This window comes from Brevundimonas sp. (genome assembly GCF_052436175.1).
Taxonomy (GTDB): Bacteria; Pseudomonadota; Alphaproteobacteria; order Caulobacterales; family Caulobacteraceae; genus Brevundimonas.
Genome location: NZ_JBQVNM010000001.1, coordinates 18521 through 41857 on the forward strand (window position 1 = coordinate 18521; position 23337 = coordinate 41857).

The following is a 23337-nucleotide window of genomic DNA, read 5'->3' on the forward strand; positions in this document are numbered from 1 at the left end:
TTTTGGGCACGAAGATACAAGAAGGAGCGGTCCGTGATCGTATCTTGCAAGGCTAAGCTGAGGACCGGTCTTCCGTAGTCCTGGGGCGTTTCAGTGTTGGCTAGTCTCCTCCGCGTCGGCCTGGCGCTCACCCTGTGTCTCGGCGCCGCGATCCTGGGGGGGACGCCCGCCAACGCCCAGACGGTCGTTCCGACGCCGTTCTTCAGCGGGCTCAATCGTCCGGAAGCGCTGGCTTTCGACGCGGCGGGCAATCTCTATGTCGCCGCTCGCGTCACGTCGCCCAGCCCGATCTGGCGGATATTCAAGATCACGAAGGGCGGCGTATCGAGCACTGTCGCCACGCCGGCGAATAACCCCCAGGGGCTGGCGTTCGACGCAGCGGGCAATCTGTATTTCGGCGACGGCGACTACATCAGCAGGGTCTCACCCGGCGGCACGGTGTCGACCTTCTCCGATGGGACGACGACATCGACGGGATATTTCGGCGTGTCGGATCTGGTGTTCGGCTCTGGAGGCAGCTTGTATGTTGCTGACCTTCAATTCGCCCCGGCCGACCCCACCGGCAACACTCGCCTCCTCCGCAAGGTCGCGCCGGACGGAACCACGGTCACCGACGTCGCCGGCTTTCCTCAGCCCTCCGACGTGGCGCGCGACAGCGCCGGAAACATCTATGTTTCGGATGTCATCGACAGCACGATCAGGAAGGTGACGCCGACAGGAACCGTCAGCCTTTTCGCGGACCTCAGCGCATACGGCCAGCCGCTGGGTCTGGGTCTGGCCATCGACAGCAGCGACACGGTCTATGCGGTGGTGAACGGCGCCGGCATCTTGAAAATTACGCAGGTCGGCGGCATCACGACCCTCGTCGCTGCGGCGGACGCGCCCTACGCGGTGAAGCTGGCGTTCAACGCGGAAGGCGATCTCTACATTTCCAACGGGATCCTCGGAACCATAACCCGGGTCATCGGCGCGGGTCCGCCGGCGGCGGTCACAGCCGTGCCGACCCTGTCCGAATGGGCGCTGATCCTGTTCGGCCTGATGCTGGCGAGCGGCGCCGCGCTGTTCATCCACAGGCGTCGGCGCACGGTCTGAGCAGCGGCCCACGGAAGGTGAAACGTGCGCCCGTTCAATTGTTCGGCACGGAAATACAAGAAATAGAACCCCGCTGAGCCGGGCGATTGCTAACCTTCGGCTTTCCGCGCCCAATCGTCAGACGAACGGCGCGCCCTGGGGGTCATTCATGCTTCGCTCGTTTCTCGCGGCCATCGCCGTCCTGTTCGCCATGGTCGCTCCGGCCGCCGCTCAGGGCGTCGATCCCTCGACCATCAGCAACCCGCAGGTCGGGGTAGCCTATTCGCAGACCTTTACCGCGCCCTTCCCGGCCTTCTCATTCTCCCAGTCAGGCACGCTGCCGCCCGGTCTGACGTTCACGAACAATGGGATGAGCGCCACGTTGGCGGGCACGCCGACGACGGCGGGCCCCTACATCTTCACGATCAACTCATCCGGCATGGTGGGGATGACGCCGGTCACCGGAAGCCGGACCTACAACGTCACCGTTCAACCCGCTGTTTCCGCCGTGCCGACCCTGTCGGAGTGGGCGATGATCCTGTTCGCGATCGCCCTTGCCGGTGGTGCGGCTCTATATATTGAGCAACGTCGCCGGCTGGTCTGATCACCAACCAGAACAGCGTGAACGGCCTCGTTGGCGACAGCGGGGCTGTTTCGACGTTCGCTGCGCCACCCATAGCGACTTTCGGCAGGTCTGATTTGATCGCGGGGTGATCGGCTTGCCGTGTGGCTTTAGGTCCCGAGCGCCTTCAGCCGATACAGCGCCTCCAGCGCCTCGCGCGGGCTGAGGGCGTCGGGGTCGAGGTCGGCGAGGGCGAGGTCGAGGGGGGAGGGGCCGGCGGGGGCGGCGGCCGGTTCCATGACGGCGAACAGTGGCAGGTCGTCCAGTCGTCCGTGGGCGGACTTTTCGGTTTCCAGCCGCTCCAGCACCGAGGCCGCGCGGGCCACGACGGCGCCGGGCACCCCGGCCAGCCGCGCCACCTGGACGCCGTAGGACCGGTCGGCCGCGCCGGGCGTCGCCTCGTGCAGGAAGACCAGATCGCCGTTCCACTCCCGCGCCTTCATCGACAGGTTGCAGACGTGGGCCAGCCGGTCCTCCAGCCGCGCCAGCTCGTGATAGTGGGTGGCGAACAGGGTGCGGGCGCGGTTGGTCTCGTGCAGGGCCTCGGCCACCGACCAGGCGATGGCCAGGCCGTCATAGGTGGCGGTGCCGCGGCCGATCTCGTCCAGCACCACGAAGCTGCGGTCCGTCGCCTGGGTCAGGATGGCGGCGGTCTCGACCATCTCCATCATGAAGGTGGAGCGGCCGCGCGCCAGGTCGTCTCCGGCGCCCACGCGACTGAACAGCCGGTCGACGACACCCAGCCGCATGGCGGCGGCCGGCACGAAACAGCCGGCCTGGGCCAGCACCACCAGCAGGGCGTTCTGGCGCAGGAAGGTCGACTTGCCCGCCATGTTCGGCCCGGTGACGATCGACAGCCGGGCGCAACCGACGCCCGCCCCGTCCAGTCGACAGACGTTGGGGGAGAAGGGATCGCCCGCCGCCTTGACCGCCGCCTCGACCACCGGATGGCGGGCGGCGCGAACGTCGAAGACCAGGCTGTCATCCACCACAGGGCGGACCGCCCCGACCTGTTCGGCCCATTCGGCGAGCGCAGCCGAGGCGTCGAGGTCGGCCAGGGCGTCGGCGGCGGCCTGCAGCGGGGTGGCCAGACGCTGCACCTCGGCGCGCCAGGCCTCGAACGTCTCCCCCTCCATGGCCAGGGCGCGGAAGCCCGCCTGGCTGATCTTCGCGTCCAGCTCCGACAGTTCGACGGTGGTGAAGCGGACCTGATTGGCCAGGGTCTGGCGGTGGATGAAGGCGCTTTCGGGGCCGGCGCGGAACAGCGGCTCGGCGTGCTTGGCATTGGTCTCGAGGAAATAGCCGAGGACGGCGTTGTGGCGCACCTTGAACGGCACCCCGCTTTCGGCGACAGCGCGGGCCTCCAGTTCGGCGACCACGCGGCGGCTGTCGTCGCGCAGGCGCAGGGCCTCGTCCAGCTCGGGCCGGAAGCCGGGGCGCACCAGCCCGCCGTCGCGCGCCAGATGCGGCGGCTCGTCCACCAGCCCGTCGATCAGATCGGCCAGCAGCCGCCCTACCTCCGCCGTCGTGGCGAGCCGGTCCAGACAGGCGGTGAGACGCTCAGGCGGCGGGTTCAGCGGATCGCCGACCGGATGACCCGCCGTCAGGAACAACCCGCCCACCGCCTCGGCCGTGGCCAGTCCCGAACGGATGGCCGCCAGATCACGCGGTCCGCCGCGGCCGAGCGCCAGCCGCGACACGGCCCGCGCCACATCGGCCGAGGAGCGCAGGGCGTCGCGCAGGTCGCGCCTCAGATCGCGCCGCTCCAGCAGCCATTCGACGCTGTCCAGCGCCGCATTGATCGCCGCCGGATCGCGCAGCGGCCGCGACACCCGCTCGGCCAGGGCCCGCGCCCCGCCCGAGGTGACGGTCCGGTCGATGGCGTGCAGCAGACTGCCCTCGCGCTCGCCCCTCTGGCTGCGGTCGATCTCCAGACTGGCGCGGGTGGCCGGGTCGATGGCGAGGAAGCCGCTCTCGCCCGAACGGCGCGGCGGCGACAGGGCCGGAATGCGCCCCGCCTGTGTCGTCTCCAGATAGGCGGCGATCAGGCCCAGAGCCGAGACCTCGGCCTCCTCGAAGGCGCCAAAGCCGTCCAGCGAGGCCACGCCGTACAGCCGCTCGACCCGCGTCCGCGCCGCGCCCGGTTCGGCCACGGCGGAGGCCAGTGCCTGGACCAGCCCGCCCGAGCCGTCGAGCGCCGGCCGCACCTCGGCGTCCGAATAGAGCTTGTCGGGGACCAGAACCTCGGACGGCCGGAACGCCGCCAGGGCCGCGCCGAGATCGCGCAGGTCGCAGGCGAGGCTGTCCACCGCTCCGGCCGACAGTTCGACCACGGCCACCGCCGCCCGGCCGCGCCGCACGGCGACCGCCGCCAGCCGGTTGGCGCCGCGCGCATCCAGTAAGGTGTCTTCCGTCAGGGTGCCGGGTGTCACGACCCGCACGATGTCGCGCGCCACGATGGCCTTGGAGCCGCGCTTCTTGGCCTCCGCAGGGGTCTCGATCTGTTCGCAGATGGCGACCCGGTGACCCAGCCGGATCAGCCGCGCCAGATAGCCGTCCAGGGCATGGACCGGCACCCCGGCCATGGGGATGTCCTCGCCCTGATGCTTGCCCCGCTTGGTCAGGGCGATGCCCAGCGCCGCCGAAGCGATCTCGGCGTCCTTGAAGAACAGTTCGTAGAAGTCGCCCATGCGGAAGAAGACCACCGCATCCGGCTGCGCCGCCTTGGCCGCCAGATACTGGCCCATGACGGGTGTCACGCCTTCGAGGACGGGGGGATGGACGACGGGGGCGTTCATGAAGCGCGCAAGGTGACGGATCGGGCACAGCGGCTCAAGCGATTCCTCCGGCGCACGCTCCGCTATTGCTCCCCGGCGCCGCATCTGCGAAAGGCGCGGTCAGGCGGTTAAGGGAACGCGGTCAGACACCGCGGCTGTGCCCGCAACTGTAGGCGGCGAGGGCCGTCGTCCGATCCGGGAGCGATCCCGGCGCCACTGCGAGAGCGGGAAGGCGAGGGCGGCGATCCGGCGACCCGCAAGCCAGGAGACCTGGCCGCCCCCGTCGCTCGTCCGCTGTCCGGGACCAGACAGAGGCGTGGGGCCTGCCCCCTGCTGACTGCAGGGATGTTCCGTCGAAGCGACCCGATCTCTGCGCCGTCTCCGACCCTGTCGGGGGCGGATTGGTCGCTTTCACGTCCCGGCGCGCGCCGTCGCCCGGACCGACAAGGAACACGCTCCATGAAGCGTTCTCTCTTCGCCTCCACGGCCGTGCTGGCCGTCTTCACCGCCTTCGCCGCGAACGCGCAAACGACAGAGCCGGTCGAGGTCGACGACGTCGTCGTCACCGCCGCCCGCCTGCCGGCCATCGTGGCCGAGACCCCCGGCGCCCGCGTCATCGACGGCGCGACAATCGAGCAGCGCGGCGCCGTCTTCGCCGCCGACATCCTAGCCGACGTGCCGGGTCTGTCGGTGGTGCGCACCGGCGCCTTCGGGGGCGTGGCCCAGGTCCGCATGCGCGGCGCCACGCCCGGCAAGACGCTCGTTTTGGTGGACGGGGTTCCGGTCAATGACCCGGCCGAGATCAACGGCGCCTATGACTTCTCCGGCTTTGAGCTGGGAGACGTGGACCGCATCGAGGTCCTGTCGGGCCCGCAGTCGTCGCTTTGGGGCTCCGACGCCATCGGCGGGGTGATCGCCTTCACCACTCGCGAGGTCGACGGTCTGCGCGCCGAGGCAGAGGCCGGCAGCTTCAGCACCCTGCGCGGGCGGCTGGCCGTCGGGACGGCGAACGAGATCTGGGCCCTGGGGGCCTGGGCGTCGCGCTTCCACACCCGGGGCATCTCGGCCGCCGACGAGGCCGATGGAAACACCGAGGCCGACGGTTTCGACAACACCACCCTGGGCGCCAAGGGGCGCTATGCCTTCACCGGCGGCCTCACGATCGACGGCTCGGCCCGCTGGTCGAAGAGCGAGGCCGACATCGACGGCTTCCCGGCCCCGACCTACGCCCTGGCCGACACCCTCGACACGACCGAGAGCACCCAGTGGTCCGGCTTCGCCCGCGCCCGCTTCAGCGCCCTGTCGTTGGACCATCAGTTCAGCCTTTCGACCTCGGACATCAGCCGTGACACGGTCTCCAGCTTCCCGTCGCACTTCGAGGCCGACCGTCAGGTCTGGCGCTGGCAGGCGGACGGCAAGGCCCTGTCCGACAGCCTGGCCTTCGCCTTCGGCGCCGAGCGTGAAGACACCTCCGGCAGCCTCTCGTCGGGCCTGTCCGAAGAGCTCGGCACGACCTCGGTCTTCGCCGTCGCCAACTGGGACGCCACGGAGCGTCTGAATCTCACCGGCGCCCTGCGCTGGGACGACACGGACGACTTCGGCTCGGAAACGACGGGCCGGGTCTCGGCGGCCTATGAACTGGGCGGCGGCTTTGTCCTGTCGGGCGCATACGGCACGGGCTTCAAGGCGCCGTCGATCAGCCAGGCGGTGTGCGACTTCTGCTTCTCCTCGACCCCTTTCCCGGTGCTGCGGCCCGAGACGGCCGACAGCCTCGAGGCGGCGATCGGCTGGGCCTCGGCCGACGGGCGCCTGTCGGGTCGCGCGACGATCTATCGCCTGAACGTCGACGACCAGATCACCTACTTCACCGACACGGCGACGTTCGACAGCTACTATGTCAACGTCGCCGAGACGGGGACCGACGGGGTCGAGCTGGAAGGCCGCGCGCGGCTGGGCGGCGGCTTCGACCTGGCGCTCGCCTATGCCTGGACTGACGCCAGGGACGAGAGCAACGACCGTCCGCTGGCGCGTGTTTCGGAGCATTCCGGATCGGCGACCCTGGGCTGGACCGGAAACCGCCTGTCCGGCGCCGTGACCATCCGGGCCGAGGGCGATCAGCCCGACAACAACTCGGCCACGTCCGCGACGCGCGAAGGCTTCGTCACCGCCAATCTGAACGGCGCCTTCCAGCTGACGGATCAAGTCGCCCTGACGGCGCGGATCGAGAACCTGGCGGACGAGCATTACCAACAGGTGCTCGGCTACGGCGAGCCGGGTCGGTCCGGCTATGTCGGGATCAGGCTGCGCTACTGATGGCGTAGAGATCGTCGTGCGGCGATCCGCCCGAGCGGTGGATCGCCCGCGACAGGGCCGCCGCCTGGGGCAGGGCCAGGGCCTCCCAGTCCAGATCGGGCCGGGGGGCATGGGCCGCCGCCAGCATGGCGCGCATCTCGGCCGCCGAGGCGACGCTGGCCACGACCGAGACGGCGGGCGGCAGGCCGAGCGCAAAGGCCAGGGCCGCCTGCATCGGATCGACGCGGGCCTCGGCCAGACGGCGGCGGGTGCGCGACAGGTCGCCGGCGTAGTCCGCCAGACCATGCGGCAGGCTGTCGCCGGCCATGAACAACAGGCCCCCGGCGAACGGCGAGCCGACGTGGACCTCCACGCCCTGGGACGCCAGATCCGACAGGACGCCCTCGGTCACGGCGCGCTGGTCCAGGATGTTGCAGGGTGTCTGCACCACGTCGGGCTGGAAGCGGCGGGCGAGCAGGTCGGGCCCGTCCTCGACGGTGGCGCAGAAGCCGATCTTCCTGAACAGGCCGCGGTCCTTCAGCGCGCGGGCGCGGTCCCACAGGGCCCGCCCTTCGGCGCCGGCCAGATCATTGGCGCTGGAGATCAGAAGCACCTCGCCGCGCGGCAGGCCCATCCGCTCCAGAGAGCGGCGGGCGCGGGCCTCGACCCGGTCCAGACCCTCGGACAGGGGAACGGTGCGCACCGTGACGGCGAAGGGGCTGGGGAAGGGCCAGGCCTGGCCCAGCAGACGCTCGTTGTCGCCCTCGGGCCGGGTGGCGACCACGCTGCAGCCGGCATCGGCGGCGGTCTGGAGAAGGTTGCGCATGGCGTCTTCGCGTGCGCCCGGGGGGGCGGCCATGACCGAACCCTGGACACGCTCGGGCTGGGTCACCACGGCGATGGCGAGCTTTCCGGCGACGGAGGGGTCGGGCGACGAGAACACGGCCGGACCCTGCACCAGAAAGCTTAAGGGAGGCTGAGCGGGAAGCTTACAGAACCTTACCCGGCGACCGATGTGCGCCGAAAGCCGGTGCGACATTGCTGCGCCGCCGAAGACGTGAAGGAACCGGCGCCGTGATGTGGCGTTGACAGGCGGGGACACCTATTTACGGTCAAGCTGACCATCAGGAGTACGCACATGGCGACCACCAAAGCGCGCGAAGACATCAAGAACGACCTCAAGACCCTCAAGGAGGATCTCAAGGTGGGCGCGCGCGAAGAGACCGCGCGCCTGAAGGAAAAGGCCGCAGCCGCCCAGAGCCGCGCCAAGGCCAAGGCTTCGGAGGCCGAGGCGGTCCTGCGCGAAAAGTCCGAGGAACTGCGCGAGCGGGCCCGCGGCTACTACGACACCGCCCGCGTGCGCGGCCGTGAATATTACGACGACGCGGCCGAACGGCTGGACGAAGCCCAGCGTTATGTCACCGAGCGGGTCCAGGAACGTCCGGTCCAGTCCACCGCCATCGCCCTGGGAGTTGGGGTTGTGATCGGCCTGCTGCTGGCCGGCCGACGCCGCTGATGATCGGCAGGAGCCTCATCAAGAAGCTGGTGGCGGGCTTCGCCGCCGCCGGCGCGGCCTTCGTCGCCGTGGTGGCCCTGGGCGCGGCGATCTTTTACGCCCTGCTTCTGGTCCTGCCGCCGCTCGGCGCAGCCGCCCTGACCTTCGCCCTGTTCGCGGCCGTCGCGGCCATCGTCGCCCTCGTCTTCCTCAAGGACGGCGGGATGATGCATGACGACGACGATGAAGATGACGACGAGCCTGAGGGGCTGGCCGCCCGCGCGGTGCACCTGTTGCGCGATCGTCCCATCGTCGGCGCCGGTCTCGGCCTCGGCGCCCTGTTCTTCCTGATCCGCAACCCGGCCCTGGCGGCGATCGTCGCCAGCATGGTTACGGAAAAGCGGATGGAAAGCCGGGGATACGGCAAGCGTCGTCGCTGACGCCGGCTACACGACAGCGAGACGGCCCGGGCGGGATCCTCGTCCGGGCCGTTTTTGTATCTTCGGCCGAATGTCCGGGATCACGTTCAAGTAATCGACGAGAGGGAACGCGGGCGGCGTCGCGGCGTTTATTGGACAAGGCGTCGAACACAGCTTTGGCGCGGAGGTTGTTTTCCGAATTCCTCTTCAACAGGAGCTTTTCCATGCTGCGCTGGGCCATCATCTTCTTCGTCATCGCTCTGATCGCCGCCGTTCTCGGCTTCGGCGGCATCGCCGGCATGTCCATGGACATCGCCAAGTTCGTCGCCGTCATCGCCGTGATCCTGGCGATCGTCTCCTTCGTCATGAACGGGATGCGCGGGCGCGGCACCCGAATCTAGGGCGCCGAACAGCCCCAAAAGTAAGGCCGCGTCCCAAGGGGCGCGGCCTTTTCTTATGCTGTCTGCCCGCCGTCGGAAGCCCCCGGGCGGACAGGCGGATCAGACGGCGGCCTGTTCCTTCCGTCCCGGCGTCGCCGGATCGGGCGCGGTCGCGATGTCGAGCGTGTCCTGGCGTCGCGGCAGGCGCCAGGTCTGGGACGGCTCGAAGGCCGATCCGGTCCAGGCCATGGCGGTGACCGTGACCTGATGCGCGTCCCAGTCGAGCTGGTTGAAGCTGGGGGCCGCGCCTCGCTCGCGGTGGGACAGGGTCCCGCAGCCGACCGCATAGGAACAGCGGTCCGACAGATCGATCGGCAGGGCGAAGGGAATGTGGGTGTGGCCGGTCATGATCAGATCCACCCCCGCCTCGGCGAAGATTTCCGCCGCCGCGTCGCCGCGCTTGACGTCGCCGGTCATCGGCGCGCCGATCATCTCGATCAGGGGATGATGGCAGGCCAGGATGCGCAGCGCCCCGATCGGGGCCTGGCGCAGGGCCGTCGCCGCGCGTCGGGTCTGGTCCAGGTCGATGACCCCCTTGGACCAGTTCAGCCGCGCCTGCCAGCCGCGCGCGGTGGTGACGCCGCGCACCATCAGATTGTCGCTGACGAACTCACCGTCATGGGCCGGGTGGCCCGTCGCGGCCTCGAACGCCTTCCACGGCGCAAAGAGGCGGGCGGTCAGGCTGTAGTAGGGGACGTCATGATTTCCGACGATGACGAAGCGCGGTTCCGGCATGGCGCGAATCCAGTCGCCCGCGGCCGCGAACTCGTCCGGCAGGCCCTTCTGCGTCACGTCGCCGGTGATCAGGATCAGGTCGTTGGGCGTGGCGTGGGCGTAGTCGAGGGCGGCGGCGCAGGCCCGTCGGTGTTCGACGCCGAAATGCACGTCCGAAAACTGGAGGAGCCGACCTGAACTCACGCGCGGGGGCTCCCGATCTGCCTCATCAGACGGAGTCTTCGGCTGCGGGCGGCAGGGGCGCAAGGGCCCTGAAGGCCTTGGGCATGAATAGGATTCGGGTTTCGATCGGCAGCTGCATGGGTTCGCCGTCGATGACCGCCGGAATCTTCGAGCGGGCGCGGACATCGATCTTGCGGGCCGGCCTCGTCGTAACCGAGGGATCGGAGCGCCAGTCGCTGAACAGGGCCGTGGCCGCCAGACGGAAGGCCTGGCTCGTGTCGTGGGGGTCCATGGCGGCCGCCTCCAGCCCGACCGGCTCGTCCAGAGCGCGAGAGATCATCGGGCTGATGAGGACCAGGGCCTCGGTCTTGCCGGGCTTGCCGCCGTCAAGGGCATAGCGCAGCCGTCCGGTGAAGGCCCGCTTCAGGGCGCGCTGGGCGTGGGTCCAGGCCTTGGAGAACTTGCCGGTGCGGATGGCCTCGCGCGCCGGAGCCCAGAGGGCGGGGGCGCCCAGGATGGCGGCGCAGTAGAAGGCCTCGCCCTCGACGACCCCGCCGGAGACGAACTGCGGCGCGCCGTTCTCCAGGGCGTTGCGCAAGGCCAGCTTCCAGTCGGCCGTGCCGTAGAGGGCCTTGGGCAGCATGTTCATGGTGCCGCCGGGCAGCGGGGCGATCAGCGGTCCCTTCGGCCCCGCCTTGGACGCCGCCGCCCGCGCCGTGCCGTCTCCGGCCAGGACGAACAGGACGTCAGGATTGGAGGCCAGGGCCGCGTCCATCTGTTCGTCGAACCGGCCGCCCTCCAGGGCGACGACCTCGGCCTCGCACGGATAGTCGGCCAGGATACGCTCAACATCGGCCACGGCGCGCGGACCGACCGACCCGGACAGGGCGTTGACGAGGACAACGATACGCCGGATCTCGGCATGCGCGGTCAAGGCGCGGGCATCCGCGTCGGGCGCGGCGTCGCCGCCAGCGCTGTCAGCGGCGGGAGATTGAAGGTCGGTCGTCATATCCATCCTGCCCGAACGCCACCCGGGCCCCGGTGTTCCGCGACAAGCGTCACTATTGTGGGTCGGGCTCGTCGGCGCCTTGATCGGTCACGGCCCTGTAAGCGTCCGCGACCTTGTGGGCGACGGTCAGGAACATGCCGCGTGCGCCCTCCGCGACCGTCCGAACAGGGGGCGGGGTCCGGTCGGCGAGGTCGCGAACAGCCACGATGCCCGTCCCGATCCAGCCGTCGATGACCGCCCCGCCCCGGGCGATTGAACCTTCCTTGACGGCCATCACCCCCGTCAGGACGCCGAACAGGGAAAGCAGGGTGACCAGAAAGCCGATCAAGGGGCTTGCGTTGGCGCGACGCTTGCGCCGGCGACTTCGAGCCCAGCGCGGGGCCTGGCCGTCGTCGGACATATGAACCGGTTGCAGCAACCTCATCTGGACCCCTCCAGCGCCGACGATACCAGCCCTCCCCCAAGGGGCTGCGCCTCGAAACCTTGTTTTACAGACAATCCCGCCATTGGGACGGGAACCTGAGCCATAATCCAGCGTTCTCGCCAACGGGGCGAACTCACAGGTCCGCCGCATGGACCCATCTGGGATGAAGGATGAGAAGATGAAAAAGGCAATTCTGGCCATCGGCGCCGCGGGCCTCCTGGCTTCGGCCTGCGCCACCGACCCCTACGGCAACACCGGTCCGAACCAGACGGTTCGCCAGGGCGCGGTCGGCGCCGGCATCGGCGCAGTCGCCGGCGCGATCATCGGCAATAACGTCGGCGGCGGCAATGCCGCGACCGGCGCAGCCATCGGCGCCGTCGTCGGCGGCGCAGCCGGCGCCATCCGCGGCTCCAACCAGGACCGCGCCAACCAGCAGCGTTACCGCGACTCCGCCGGCCGTTACTACTATTGCTATGACGGCCGTCAGAGCGAGTGCTACTGGGAAAACGGCCAGCGCCGTTATTGATTGATCTTCCGGCGTTTTCGTCGTGAGGTGATAGAGGCGGCCGGTCGGGAGACGGGCCGCCTCTTTCGCATCGCGCATGCGCCTGGCGAGCCGAACGGAGAAAAGATGATGGGACGTCGATCGATGATGGCGCTGGCGCTGGGCGCGGCGGCCCTGTCGGGATGCGGGTCGATGGGCGCCAAGCCGCTGGTGGCGCAGCCGTCCGCGTGCGGGACGCAGCGTTTCGACATCTATTTCGCGGATAGCCAGGCCGGGCTGACCCCGGCGGCGCGGCAGGCGATCTCCCTGACGGCGACGGCCTTGCAGTCCTGTGCGATCAAGTCGGTCAAGGTGACCGGGCTGGCGGATGCGCGCGGCGGGGCGGCGGCGAATCTGAGCCTGTCGGAACGACGGGCCCAGGCGGTGGTCGAGGCCCTGGCGGCGGCGGGGTGGCCCGCGCCGGCCTTCGAGGTCGAGGCCGGGGGGGATCAGGGCGCGACCGCCTCGACCGGGGTCGTCGAGCCTCTGCGCCGACGCACCGAGGTTGTGGTCGAGGCCGCGCCGAAATAGCGCGGTCGCCGGGCCCGGTCCGGGCCGCTATAGATCGGCCGATGCTGCGCGTATTTCGACATCTGAGCCTGGTTCTGGCGACCACGCTGGCCCTCGTGGCCGGGCACGTGGGCGCGGCACGGTCGCAATCCACGCTCCAGCAAAGCCGGCCCGCCGTGACGGCCGCGCCTGTCCAGATAACCGGCCCGCAACACACCGGGCCACAGGGCACAGAGCGGATCGAGGCCGAACTGGTCCCGATGACGGCCTGGGCGACGCCGGGATCGACGGCGATCGTGGCCGTGCGCCAGAAAATCCAGCCGGGCTGGCACACCTACTGGCGCAATCCGGGGGATTCCGGCGGGCCGACGACCCTGAACTGGACCTTGCCGGCCGGGGTGACGGCGGGAGAGATCGTCTGGCCCCTGCCCGAGCGGCAGCAGCTGCAGAGCCTGATGAATTTCGGTTATTCCGGCGAGGTCTATCTGCCGGTCCCCATCGCCATCCCCGCGAGCGCGCGGCCGGGCCAGACCCTGCGCCTGTCCACCCAGACCCTGTTCATGGTGTGCAGCGCCGAGATGTGCGTGCCGGACGAGCTGACCCTCAGCCTCGACCTGAAGGTCGGCGAGGGCGCCGCGCCGCTGGACCCCCAGCACGGGGCGGCGATCCAGAACGTCATCGAGACCGCCCCCCAGCCGGCCGGGATCGAGGCGCGGGCGACGATGCGCGACGGCCGCCTGATCCTGACCGCCACGGGCGGGCCGCTGGCAGGGGCGGACCTCAAGACAGCGTGGTTCTTTCCGTTCGCTGGCGGCCAGATCGACCATCCGGCGGTGCAGCCGGGCCGGACGGGGCCGCAGGGTCTGACGCTGGACTTGACGCCCGGGCGGGGCATGGCCGCGACGGGCCCGACCCAGCCGCTGGCGGGGGTTCTGGCGACCGACCTCGGCGCCTGGGAGATTTCGGCGGCGCCCGGAGACCCGCTGGCCGGGGCGGACGGCGGGGCGGCGCTGGGCGATCCCGATGCGAAGCCGGCCGCGACCCGTGCCCTCGTCTTTCTCCAAGCGGCCCTGTTCGCCCTTCTGGGCGGGCTGATCCTCAATCTGATGCCCTGCGTCTTTCCCATACTGGCCATGAAGGCGGCGGCCCTCACGGCGGGGGCCCACGCCCCGGCCGAGGCGCGGCGCGACGGACTGGCCTTTCTCGCCGGGGTGCTGACGACCTTCCTCGTGCTGGCGGGCGTGCTGCTGGCCCTGAGGGCGGGCGGTCAGGCCGTAGGCTGGGGCTTCCAGCTGCAGTCGCCGGGCGTTGTGGCGGGCTTGAGCCTGCTGATGATGGCGGTCGGTCTGAACCTGTCGGGCGTCTTCCACGTCGGGGCGGGGTTGCAGGGCGCCGGTTCGGGCCCCCTGTCGAGATTGCCGGGCGGCGTCGGCGCCTTTTTCACCGGCGTATTGGCGGTGGTGGTGGCGGCGCCCTGCACGGCGCCCTTCATGGCCTTCGCGCTTGGGGCCGCCCTGCTGATGCCCTGGCCGATGGCCCTGGTCGTCTTCCTGATGCTGGGTCTGGGGCTGGCTCTGCCCTATGTGGTGGTCAGCCTGTCGCCTCGCCTGCTGGCGAAACTGCCGCGGCCCGGCCCATGGATGGAGCGGCTGAAGGGTCTGCTGGCCTTCCCCATGTATGGCGCGGCCCTGTGGCTGGTCTGGGTCTTCGCGCGGCAGGCGGGGGAGGATGCTTTGGGCGTGCTGTTCCTCGCGGCGCTCTGCCTCGCCCTCGGCCTGTGGCTGGTCGGAGTCAGCCAGACGCGCCGGGCGGAGGGTGGCAAGGCCGTGGTCAGCGCGGTCGCCGCGACGCTGTCCGTCATCTGCACCGTGGCCCTGACCGGCGTCGCCGTCGGTCAGGCGCGCGCGGGTCCGACGGACGCCGCCGCCTCGTCCGGCCCTTTGGCCTCCCAGCCGTGGTCGGAGGGGGCGGTCAGCGCGGCCCAGGCCGAGGGCCGTCCGGTGCTGGTCAACTTCACCGCCGACTGGTGCGTGACCTGCAAGATCAACGAGCGCGCCGCCCTGTCCTCGAGCCGCACGGCAGAGGCGGTTCAGGCGGCGAACGCCGTCTATCTGGTCGGCGACTGGACGCGACGCGATGACGCAATCACCGCCGCCCTGGAGCGTCACGGTCGATCCGGCGTTCCCCTCTATCTGGTCTATCCGGCGGGAGGCGGCGCGGCGCGCATCCTGCCGCAGATCCTGACCGAGGGGGTCATCATCGACGCCCTGAAGACCGCATCGCAAGGGACTTCCGCCCGACCCTGAACCCGCCGCACACCGAAGGAGACGACGCCATGATCCGCACCCTCGCCCTCGCCTCGACCGCCCTGATCCTTCTGGCCGCCTGCAATCCGCAGCAGTCGGAAACCGCGAAGACCGACGCCGCCTCGGCTCCCGCCGCCCCGGGCGTCGCGGTGACCCAGGCCAAACTGGGCGAGATCGCGCCGGACTTCACCCTGGTCGACGCCGAGGGGACCGAGCGGTCACTGGCGGCCTTCCGGGGCAGGACGGTGGTGCTGGAATGGACCAACGCCGGCTGTCCCTATGTGCAGAAACACTATACCGGCGCCATGCAGGCCCTGCAGAAGGCGGCGACCGACGACGGGGTGGTCTGGCTGACCATCATCTCGTCGGCGCCCGGAACCCAGGGCTTTGTCGAGGGGGCCGAGGCGGCCGCCTGGAAGGCTACGCACAAGGCTGAGTTCACCCATCTGCTGCTCGACCCGACCGGCCGCGTCGGCAAGCTGTACGGGGCCAAGACCACCCCGGACATGCGGGTGATCGATGGCCAGGGCCGTCTGCTCTACGAGGGCGGCATCGACGACCGGCCGACCAACAAGGTCGAGGACCTCGAAGGCGCCAACAACTATGTCCAGGCGGCGCTGGGCGACATCAAGGCCGGTCGGACGGTCCAGAACGGCTTCGCCCAGCCCTATGGCTGCGCGATCAAATATCCGGAGACGATCGGGACCTGAGCCCCTCGTTTCGTCTTTATGTCGCGCTTCCCTTTGGCCCTTTCGGCGGCTAAGGGCCGTGGCGTGAACTCGCCTCGCGCCGAAGACTGGTCGCTCTCGCGTTCGCTGGCTCTGCTGGCGGCGCTGTTCGCCGTCGTGTTCGGGTCGCTGGCGCCGTTCGCGGCCCAGGCGGCGGCGCGGCCGGGCCAGGTGCTGGTCCTCTGTTCGGCCGAGGGGCCGCAGACGGTGGCGCTCGACGCCCACGGCAACCCCATCGACGGCAAGCAACAGGCCGGGGGCGGACCGAAATGCGCGGCCTGTCTGCTGGTCGCGCCCGCCGACCTGCCCCAGCCGCCGATGGTGGTGAAGGCCGCCGCCCCGGCCACCCGCCCGGCCTCGGTCTTCGTGGCCGAAACGGCCCATGCCCGGCCGCTCGCCCGGGCCCCGCCCCGGCCGCCGTCGACCGCCCCTCCCCAAGCCTGAACAGACCCATTCGCCGTCGCGGCCTCGTCGCGGCGTGATCCGACGCGCGCGGCCGTCCCGGGACGGGATCCGGTGCGCGTGCGTCCTCTTCTGTTCAGGACATCCTCTCCATGCGTTTTTCCACCTGCGCGGCTCCGGCCGCCCTGCTGCTCGCCGTGTTCGGCGTCGCGGCGCCCGCCTTCGCACAGACCGCCCCGACCGGACCCGCCGTCGATCTCGGCGAGGTCATCGTCACCGGCGCCCGCAATCCCGAAGACCCGCCCGTGGTGGCCGAGGCGCGCCGACGCCTGTCGCGCACCCCCGGCGCCGTGGCGGTCGTCTCCGCCGAAAGCCTTGAAAGCCGGTTCGCACCCAATATGTCGGACGTCCTGCGCGACGTGCCCGGCGTCTATGCCCAGAAGAAGTGGGGCGGCGACGCCCGCATCTCGATCCGGGGATCGGGCATCGGCAACGCCAACCACCTGCGCGGCCTGTTCGTGTCCCAGGACGGCATCCCGTTCAACGAGGCCGACGGCTTCGGCGACGTGCAGATGGTCGATCCCCTGCTGGCCCGCTACACTGAGGTCTACAAAGGCGGCAACGCCCTGAGGTTCGGCGGGGCCCTGCTCGGCGGGGCCATCAATCTGGTCACGCCCAACGGCCGCTCCTCGGGCGAGACGGCCAGCCTGCGCGCCGATTTCGGGTCGTGGGAGACCGGGCGACTTCATGCCGAGGTCGGCGGCGTGTGCGGCGACTGGGACGGGTTTCTGGGCGTGACCGGGGCGACCGCCGAGGGCTGGCGTCAGAACTCGGACGGCCAGCAGCAGTATGTCACCGCCAACATCGGCCGCGCGTTCGGCGAGGACCGCGAGGCGCGGCTGATCGTCCAGGGCGCCTATATCCACCAGCAGATTCCCGGGTCGCTGACCCTGGCACAGGCCCTGACCACCCCGGTGATGGCCGCCGCCGCCAATGTCGCCAACGACTATCAGCGGGACTACGCCTCGGTGCGGACGACCCTGTCGACCCGGTGGCGGCTGTCGTCCGACCTGCTGTTCGAAGGCGCGGTCTACGGCACCTGGAAGGACCTGCACCACCCGATCTTCCAGGTCATCGACCAGCAGAGCCGCAACTACGGCGCCTTCGGCCGGCTGGACTGGGAAGGCCGACTGTTCGGCCTGCGCGCCGACGCCTTCGGCGGGGCCTGGTACCGGGTCGGGGATCTGGACGCCCAGCAGTTCGTCAATGTGCGCGGCTCCAGCGGCGCCCGCACCGCCAAGGCGCGTCAAAACGCCAAGGCCCTGGACGTCTTCGCAGAGGGACGCCTGTTCGTCACCGACACCCTGGCCGTGGTCGCCGGCGGCGCCTGGGGTCGGGCCGAGCGCGACTATCAGAGCTTCGCCCTGCCGGGCGTCGCCTCCACCTTCAACCTGACCACGGGCAAAGACTATGAGTGGTTCGCGCCGCGCCTCGGCCTGCTGTGGGAAGGTCCGTCCGGCGCCCAGGCCTATGCCAACGTCACCCGCTCGATCGAGCCGCCGAACTTCGGCTCCCTGTCGCCGACCGTGGGCGGCTTCGCCCCCGTCGAGGCCCAGGAGGCCTGGACCTATGAGGCCGGGCTGCGCGGCCGGACGGCGCGGTTCTCGTGGGACGTGGCCGTCTATCGGGCCGAGCTGGACAAGGAGTTGCTGAACTTCGTGGTCAATCCGGCGCTCGGCATTCCCGCGGCGACCTTCAACGCCGGAGCGACCGTGCACCAGGGCATCGAGGCCGGGCTGGACTGGCGCTTCGCCCAGAACTGGCTGGGCGGGGCCTGGCGTCTGCGCCAGACCTGGACCTTCTCCGATTTCTTCTTCGAGAACGACAAGGCCTATGGCGACAACGACCTGCCGCTGGTTCCGCCGCACGTCTATCGGGCCGAGTTGCGCTATGACCATCCGGCCGGGTGGTTCGTGGCGCCCTCGGTGGAATGGACGCCGTCGGACAGCTGGGTCGACTACATGAACACGATGAAGGCGCCGGGATACACGGTCGTCAATCTGGGTCTTGGCTACAGGATCGATCGGCGCAGCCAAATCTACGTCGATGCGCGCAACCTGCTGGACGAGCGGTATGTGTCGAACTTCAGCGCGGTGACCGACGCCCGGACCGTGTCGACGGCGGTCTTCTGGCCCGGCGAGGGCGTGTCGGCCTTCGTCGGCCTGAGGCTGTCCTACTGATGGCCCGGGGGGACAGGATTTCGGGGGCGGCTTCGGTCGCCCCCGCCCCGTTGTCCGGCGCCTATCGGGCGGTCTGGCGGTGGCATTTCTACGCCGGGCTGATCGTCCTGCCGGTGCTGATGCTGATGGCCCTGACCGGGGCCCTGTATCTGTTTCACGACGAGATCGACGGCGTTGTCTATCGCTCGATGTCCCAGGTCGAGGCGCGGTCGGGAACGGCCTCGCCCGACCGATGGGTCGCGGCGGCCGAGGCCGGCACGGGCGGAAAGGTGTCCAACGTCCTGATCCCCGCCCGACCGGACCAGGCGGTGCGACTGACCGTGACCCTGCCGGACGGCGGCAAGCGCACCGCCTTCGTCGATCCGCACGACGCCCAGCTGATTGGGGTGACGCCCTTCGGCGGGGTGATGGAGACGGTCAAGCAGCTGCACAGCCTGGCCCTGGTCGGAGACTGGGCCAATTACGTCGTCGAGATCGTCGCGGGCTGGGCCCTGATCCTCGTCGCCACGGGCGTCTTCATGTGGTGGCCGCGCGGGCGCGACGTGGGCGTGGTGACGGTCAAGGCGAGGGATGCGGGCCGTCGGCCGTTCTGGCGCGACCTGCATGCGGTGACGGGCCTCTATGCGGGAGCGGTGATCGCCTTTCTGGTGGTGACCGGCATGCCCTGGTCGGCCTTCTGGGGCGGGCAGTACATGGCCTATGTCAAGGATCACGGTCTGGGGCGGCCCAGGCCTCCCGCCGCCGCGAGCCCCTTCGCCCATGCCGGACACGGCGACGCGCCCGCGGGCGTGGGCTGGACGATGGAGGGCGTGGTCATGCCCAATCCGCAACCCTCGCACGCAGCCCGGCTGTCGGTCGTCGTGGCGGCGGCGGAGCGCGAGGGGCTGGTGCGGCCCTACATAGTATCGATCCCGCGCAGCCCCGACCTGGCCTGGACCGCCGCCCGGGTGATCAAACGGGTGGAGGACACGCGCTCGGTCTATCTCGACGGGGCGACCGGGGCGGTCAGGGCCGACATCCGCTGGCGCAGTTTTGGCGTCGGCGCCAAGGCCTTTGAATGGGGCATCGCCGTCCATCAGGGAACCCAGTACGGCTGGATCAATCGCTATCTGATGCTGGGGGGCTGTATCGCCGTCTGGCTGCTCGCGATCAGCGGGCTGGTGATGTGGTGGAAGCGCCGCCCGGCCAAAGGCTTGGGTGCGCCCGTCGCGCCGCCCGGACCGCGCGTTCGGGCCGCCGTCCTCGGCATCGTCCTGCCCCTGGCCCTTCTCTATCCGCTGACGGGGCTGAGCCTGATCGCCGCCCTGATCCTCGATCGTCTGTTCCAGAGCCTGCGGCCTCGCGTCGCGGCCAGGATTTGAAAGCCTCACTCATGAAACGCCTGCTCATCCTCCCCGCCCTGATGCTGTTGTCAGCCTGTGGCGGATCGTCCGAGCCCGACGCCCTGGCCGTCGTGGCGCCCGCCGACGCCCTGTGCCGTCCGACGCCGAACGGGCGGGACGCCACCGGCTGCTACATCACCCTGACGGCCAGCCGCGACGACCGGCTGGTCGGGGTGGCCAGCCCCGTCGCCGCCGAGGGCCAGATACACGAGATGAAGGTCCAGAACGGCGTCATGTCGATGGCCGAACTCAAGGACGGCCTGGCCCTGCCCGCGGGCGAGGCGGTGGCGCTGAAGCCCGGCGGAAACCACATCATGCTGCTGGGCCTGACCCAGCCGCTGAAGGCGGGGGACACGGTCTCCCTGACCCTGAGCTTCGCCCATGCGGGTCCGATCGGCGTGCGCGCACGGGTCGCCCAGCCGGCGGTCGCGACAGGCGCCATGCACCATTGAGGCGCAGACGGTTTGCGCGGGCGGCGGACTGGCCTATTGAGGGGGGATGATGAAAGCTCTCGCGCTGTTCGCCGCCCCGCTGATGCTCGTCGCTCTCGCGGCCTGCGGCGACAAGGACAAGACCGTCACCACCGCGACGATGGAGAAGGACGGGGTCAAGGCCACTGTCGAAATCCGCGACGCCTGGTGCCGCCCGAGCCCGAACGGGGCCCAGGTCGGCGCCTGCTACGCCACGATCAAGGCCTCGACCGCCAACCGGCTGACCGGGGTCGCCACCCCCCAGGCCGGGATGGTGGAGATCCACGACATGGTCATGGACGGCGCCATGATGAAGATGAGCCCCATGCCCAACGGCCTGCCGCTCGTCGCCGACGAAGAGACGAAGCTGGCGCCCGGCGGCAAACATCTGATGCTGATGCAGTTGACCGGGCCGTTGACGGACGGGTCGGCGGTGGCCCTGACCTTCACCTTCTCCGACACCCCGGCCATGACGGTCCAGGCGCCGGTGCGCCAGCCCAAGGCCTGATCGCGACCTGAAATCGAGGGCGAGCCTGACAAACGGCCCCGGAGCCGCTAAAGGCTCGCCCTCAATTCAAAGTCTGAAAGCCCCATGGCCCTCAAAGTCGCGATCGTCGGCCTGCCCAACGTCGGCAAGTCCACCCGGTTCAACGCCCTGACCAAGACGGCGGCGGCCCAAGCCGCCAACTATCCGTTCTGCACCATCGAGCCCAACACCGGCGACGTGGCGGTGCCGGAGCCGCGTCTGGACGTCCTGGCCGAGATCGCCGGCTCCAAGGAGATCATCCCTTCCCGCATCACCTTCGTCGATATCGCCGGACTGGTGCGCGGGGCTTCCAAGGGGGAGGGACTGGGCAACCAGTTCCTGGCCAATATCCGTGACTGTGACGCCGTGGCCTTCGTGGCCCGCTGCTTCGTCGACGACGACATCACCCATGTCGAGAACCGCATCGACCCGATCAGCGATCTGGAGATCATCGAAACCGAGCTGATGCTGGCCGACCTCGAGAGCCTGGAACGTCGCCGGGTGCAGATGGAGAAGCGGGCCAAGGGCGGGGACAAGGAGAGCCAGCTGAGCCTCAAGCTGGTCGATCTGGCCCTGTCGAAACTGAACGCCGGCAAGCCCGCCCGCACCGCCCTGCCCGAGGTGTCCAAGGAGGATCGCAAGGCCTGGGACATGCTGCAACTGCTGACCGCCCTGCCGGCCCTCTATGTCGCCAATGTGGATGAGGGCTCGGCCGACAAGGGCAATGACCTTTCCGATCTGGTCGCCAAGCGCGCCGCCGAGGATAACGCCAAGTCGGTGGTCATCTCGGCCAGGATCGACGCCGAGCTGGCCGTGCTGGATCCCGAGGAGCAGGCCGAGTTCCTGGAGGGACTGGGTCTGGCGGAGCCCGGCTTGAACCGCCTGATCCGCGAGGCCTACGCCCTGCTGGGCCTGCAGTCCTATTTCACCGTGGGGCCGAAGGAAGCCCGGGCCTGGACCATCCATGTGGGCGACACCGCGCCCCAGGCGGCCGGGGTCATCCACACCGACTTCGAGAAGGGCTTCATCCGCGCCGAGACCATCGCCTATGACGACTACGTCGCCCTGCGCGGCGAGGCCAAGGCCCGCGAGGCCGGCAAGCTGCGGGCGGAAGGCAAGCAGTATGTCGTCAAGGACGGCGACGTGATGAACTTCCTGTTCAACTGAGACGCGTGAGGCCGGCCATGGCGAGAGGTGTTGCCGCGATCGTTTCGGCGGTCTGGCTGGGTTGCGGGCTGTTCGGTCCGGCCTTCGCCCAGGAGCCCTCGGCGACGCCGCCGGGGACGGCCGCTCCGCAGTTGGGCCGCGAGCGGATCATGGTCGAGGTCCTGGGCTTCGAGCCCGTGGGCGAGCCTGTCGTCAGCCCGGCTGCGGGCCGCGGCGAAGCCGTGCTGACCGTGCCGCTGAGGCTGAAGGAAGAGGGGCGGTTGGTCGCCGACATCGCCACGGATGCCTATCGCATGGCGGCGGGCGCCCCGGTCGTCCATCGTGAGTTCAAGCCGAGGAACACCGATCAGGCCGAGGCGGTGCAGGCCTGGTGCGGACCGGGCGAGCAGCGCGGCATGTTCGGATGGGCGGGCGGCATCACCGTCTGCATGATCCACACCGCCGGCGGCAAGGCGACGCTGGGCGTGCCGCAGCTGTTCTCCGGCTCGTGGTGGATGGCCAGCACCGTCAGTCTCGCCTCGGCCGATGCGCGGACGGAACGGGTGGCGGTCGAGACGCCGGAGACACCCTCGACCTTCACCCTCATCATCGACTTCGATCGGCTGAGGACCGACGGCGTGAGCGTCCGAGCGGCGATTGAAGGCCCGGGAATGTCGATCGGGGGACGGCCGTATCGCTACAACATGCAGAGGCAGACCCTGCCGCTGACGGACGGCGCCGCGCGCCTGGTCTATGACGGGCTGCAGCTGCGCCTGAGGCCCCGGGGCAGCCCAGAGGGGGTGACGATCGCGGCGGAGCGGATCGCCCCTCCGGTCGATCTCGCCGCCCTGCGCGCCCGTGTCGCGGCCGCTAATCCCGAGCTGGCCGCCGCCCTGTCCGAAGCCGCTGTGAACGCTGAAGACGAGCTCGAACCGACGCCCTTCGTCATCGGCGGGGTGAAGCTGGATCCCGCCGCCCTGACGGTCGGGGAGGGGGTTCTGGGGCGTGGCGGCGTCGTCCTGTCCGGTCAGGCCGAGTATGCGGTCACGGGGCGGCTGGCCAAGCCGCTGAACCTGCGCGCGCCCCTGATCAACGACACGGCGCCCGAGGGGCTGATCCTGCACCAGCTGGAGTTCGCCCGCACCTCGCCGGTGGGCGCACGGACCATGACCCGCATCTGGTGCGGCCCGATCGGCGCGCCGACCGTCTGGAGCCGTAACCGCGTGACCATGTGTCTGAGGCGGGGTCTGACCGGAGAGCTGGAGGCCTTCTGGCCCAGCACCGGCCGGCCCTGGCTGGGCACGACCCAGACGACCGGCAGCGTCGCCGCGCTTCAGGCGCGCGGGTTCGAGATCACGCCGTCGCCGACCTCCCTGCTGGACCCCCGGGGTTTCCGGGTCGAGATCCAGCGGCTGTCGGACACGGCCGTCACGGTCAGGTTCATCGCCCGGAAGGGCGACGAGGACGCTGTCGTCCTGGCCGTCACCACGGAGTTTGAGGACGGGGTCGCGACCATTCCCCTATGGACCCATCGCCTGACCCTGACCCGTTCGGGAGCCGGGGTGACGTCGCGGCTGAGCGCGGACGGCGACGGGACAAGCCCGACGGAGGGCGGCTTCTATCCCTGACGGGCGACG

22 protein-coding genes and 1 riboswitch are annotated in these 23337 nt (G+C 69.9%); of the genes, 17 read left to right on the forward strand and 5 right to left on the reverse strand.

Features of this window, described 5'->3' with window-relative positions; genetic code table 11:
- Window positions 1–96 precede the first annotated feature (96 nt).
- Both ACT6QK_RS00095 and ACT6QK_RS00100 read left to right on the forward strand, forming a co-directional pair.
- The gene (locus ACT6QK_RS00095; protein ID WP_444595784.1) at window positions 97–1092 is read left to right on the forward strand and encodes an IPTL-CTERM sorting domain-containing protein; all 996 of its coding nucleotides are present in this window, start codon (window positions 97–99) and stop codon (window positions 1090–1092) included.
- 148 nt (window positions 1093–1240) lie between these two features.
- Entirely contained in the window at window positions 1241–1675 is a 435-nt protein-coding gene (locus ACT6QK_RS00100; RefSeq protein ID WP_444595785.1) for an IPTL-CTERM sorting domain-containing protein, read from the forward strand.
- 128 nt (window positions 1676–1803) lie between these two features.
- Here the strand turns inward: ACT6QK_RS00100 and mutS are convergent, their stop codons facing one another.
- Window positions 1804–4491 carry a DNA mismatch repair protein MutS gene (gene mutS, locus ACT6QK_RS00105; protein WP_444595786.1) on the reverse strand — a complete coding sequence of 896 codons (2688 nt, stop codon included), beginning with the start codon at window positions 4489–4491 and terminating at the stop codon, window positions 1804–1806.
- Window positions 4492–4570: 79 nt separating this feature from the next.
- Window positions 4571–4763, forward strand: a riboswitch (cobalamin riboswitch).
- A 166-nt stretch (window positions 4764–4929) separates the two neighbouring features.
- On the opposite strand from mutS, the gene ACT6QK_RS00110 reads away from it, so the two are divergent.
- On the forward strand, window positions 4930–6783 hold the full coding sequence (locus ACT6QK_RS00110) for a TonB-dependent receptor plug domain-containing protein (protein WP_444595787.1): 1854 nt from the start codon (window positions 4930–4932) through the stop codon (window positions 6781–6783).
- On the opposite strand, the gene ACT6QK_RS00115 is transcribed toward ACT6QK_RS00110, so the two are convergent.
- Window positions 6767–7720: an aldo/keto reductase gene (locus tag ACT6QK_RS00115; RefSeq protein WP_444595788.1), complete on the reverse strand. Its 954-nt coding sequence runs from the start codon at window positions 7718–7720 to the stop codon at window positions 6767–6769. The two genes, ACT6QK_RS00110 and ACT6QK_RS00115, sit on opposite strands and share 17 nt — an antisense overlap.
- A gap of 180 nt (window positions 7721–7900) precedes the next feature.
- Here ACT6QK_RS00115 and ACT6QK_RS00120 point away from each other — a divergent pair, with 180 nt between their 5' ends.
- The 3 genes from ACT6QK_RS00120 (at window position 7901) to ACT6QK_RS00130 (ending at window position 9077) form a co-directional block, all read left to right on the forward strand.
- Entirely contained in the window at window positions 7901–8278 is a 378-nt protein-coding gene (locus tag ACT6QK_RS00120; protein ID WP_444595789.1) for a DUF883 family protein, read from the forward strand.
- Window positions 8278–8697 (forward strand): hypothetical protein, encoded by a 420-nt coding sequence (locus ACT6QK_RS00125; RefSeq protein WP_444595790.1) that lies wholly within the window; start codon window positions 8278–8280, stop codon window positions 8695–8697. The genes ACT6QK_RS00120 and ACT6QK_RS00125 overlap by 1 nt, the downstream gene beginning before the upstream one ends.
- Window positions 8698–8900: 203 nt before the next feature.
- Window positions 8901–9077, forward strand: coding sequence for a DUF1328 domain-containing protein (locus ACT6QK_RS00130; RefSeq protein ID WP_444595791.1), 177 nt, complete (start codon window positions 8901–8903; stop codon window positions 9075–9077).
- Between the two features lie 99 nt (window positions 9078–9176).
- Here ACT6QK_RS00130 and ACT6QK_RS00135 read toward each other — a convergent pair whose 3' ends face one another.
- The 3 genes from ACT6QK_RS00135 to ACT6QK_RS00145 form a co-directional block, all read right to left on the reverse strand.
- Complete coding sequence (locus ACT6QK_RS00135; RefSeq protein ID WP_444595792.1) at window positions 9177–10034, reverse strand: metallophosphoesterase family protein; 858 nt, start codon at window positions 10032–10034, stop codon at window positions 9177–9179.
- A gap of 25 nt (window positions 10035–10059) precedes the next feature.
- Window positions 10060–10947, reverse strand: a complete 888-nt coding sequence (locus tag ACT6QK_RS00140) for a diacylglycerol/lipid kinase family protein (protein ID WP_444595793.1) — start codon at window positions 10945–10947, stop codon at window positions 10060–10062.
- A 127-nt stretch (window positions 10948–11074) separates the two neighbouring features.
- Complete coding sequence (locus ACT6QK_RS00145; protein WP_444595794.1) at window positions 11075–11446, reverse strand: hypothetical protein; 372 nt, start codon at window positions 11444–11446, stop codon at window positions 11075–11077.
- A 178-nt stretch (window positions 11447–11624) separates the two neighbouring features.
- Here ACT6QK_RS00145 and ACT6QK_RS00150 point away from each other — a divergent pair, with 178 nt between their 5' ends.
- From ACT6QK_RS00150 to ACT6QK_RS00200, 11 genes are all read left to right on the forward strand, one after another.
- Complete coding sequence (locus ACT6QK_RS00150; protein WP_444595894.1) at window positions 11625–11972, forward strand: YMGG-like glycine zipper-containing protein; 348 nt, start codon at window positions 11625–11627, stop codon at window positions 11970–11972.
- Between the two features lie 108 nt (window positions 11973–12080).
- Window positions 12081–12521 (forward strand): OmpA family protein, encoded by a 441-nt coding sequence (locus ACT6QK_RS00155; protein ID WP_444595795.1) that lies wholly within the window; start codon window positions 12081–12083, stop codon window positions 12519–12521.
- A 41-nt stretch (window positions 12522–12562) separates the two neighbouring features.
- Window positions 12563–14806: a protein-disulfide reductase DsbD family protein gene (locus ACT6QK_RS00160; protein WP_444595796.1), complete on the forward strand. Its 2244-nt coding sequence runs from the start codon at window positions 12563–12565 to the stop codon at window positions 14804–14806.
- Between the two features lie 29 nt (window positions 14807–14835).
- Window positions 14836–15516 (forward strand): redoxin domain-containing protein, encoded by a 681-nt coding sequence (locus ACT6QK_RS00165; protein ID WP_444595797.1) that lies wholly within the window; start codon window positions 14836–14838, stop codon window positions 15514–15516.
- 63 nt (window positions 15517–15579) lie between these two features.
- Window positions 15580–15978, forward strand: a complete 399-nt coding sequence (locus tag ACT6QK_RS00170) for a DUF2946 family protein (protein WP_444595798.1) — start codon at window positions 15580–15582, stop codon at window positions 15976–15978.
- Window positions 15979–16088: 110 nt separating this feature from the next.
- Complete coding sequence (locus tag ACT6QK_RS00175) at window positions 16089–18176, forward strand: TonB-dependent receptor family protein (protein ID WP_444595799.1); 2088 nt, start codon at window positions 16089–16091, stop codon at window positions 18174–18176.
- Window positions 18176–19537, forward strand: coding sequence for a PepSY-associated TM helix domain-containing protein (locus tag ACT6QK_RS00180; RefSeq protein ID WP_444595800.1), 1362 nt, complete (start codon window positions 18176–18178; stop codon window positions 19535–19537). Before ACT6QK_RS00175 ends, ACT6QK_RS00180 begins: the two co-directional genes overlap by 1 nt.
- Window positions 19538–19548: 11 nt before the next feature.
- On the forward strand, window positions 19549–20010 hold the full coding sequence (locus ACT6QK_RS00185) for a copper chaperone PCu(A)C (protein ID WP_444595801.1): 462 nt from the start codon (window positions 19549–19551) through the stop codon (window positions 20008–20010).
- Window positions 20011–20059: 49 nt separating this feature from the next.
- Window positions 20060–20536 (forward strand): copper chaperone PCu(A)C, encoded by a 477-nt coding sequence (locus tag ACT6QK_RS00190; protein ID WP_444595802.1) that lies wholly within the window; start codon window positions 20060–20062, stop codon window positions 20534–20536.
- A gap of 84 nt (window positions 20537–20620) precedes the next feature.
- A complete protein-coding gene (gene ychF / locus ACT6QK_RS00195; protein ID WP_444595803.1) occupies window positions 20621–21721 on the forward strand; it encodes a redox-regulated ATPase YchF in 1101 nt (366 codons plus the stop codon).
- A 17-nt stretch (window positions 21722–21738) separates the two neighbouring features.
- Entirely contained in the window at window positions 21739–23328 is a 1590-nt protein-coding gene (locus ACT6QK_RS00200) for a hypothetical protein (protein WP_444595804.1), read from the forward strand.
- The last annotated feature ends 9 nt before the right edge of the window (window positions 23329–23337 follow it).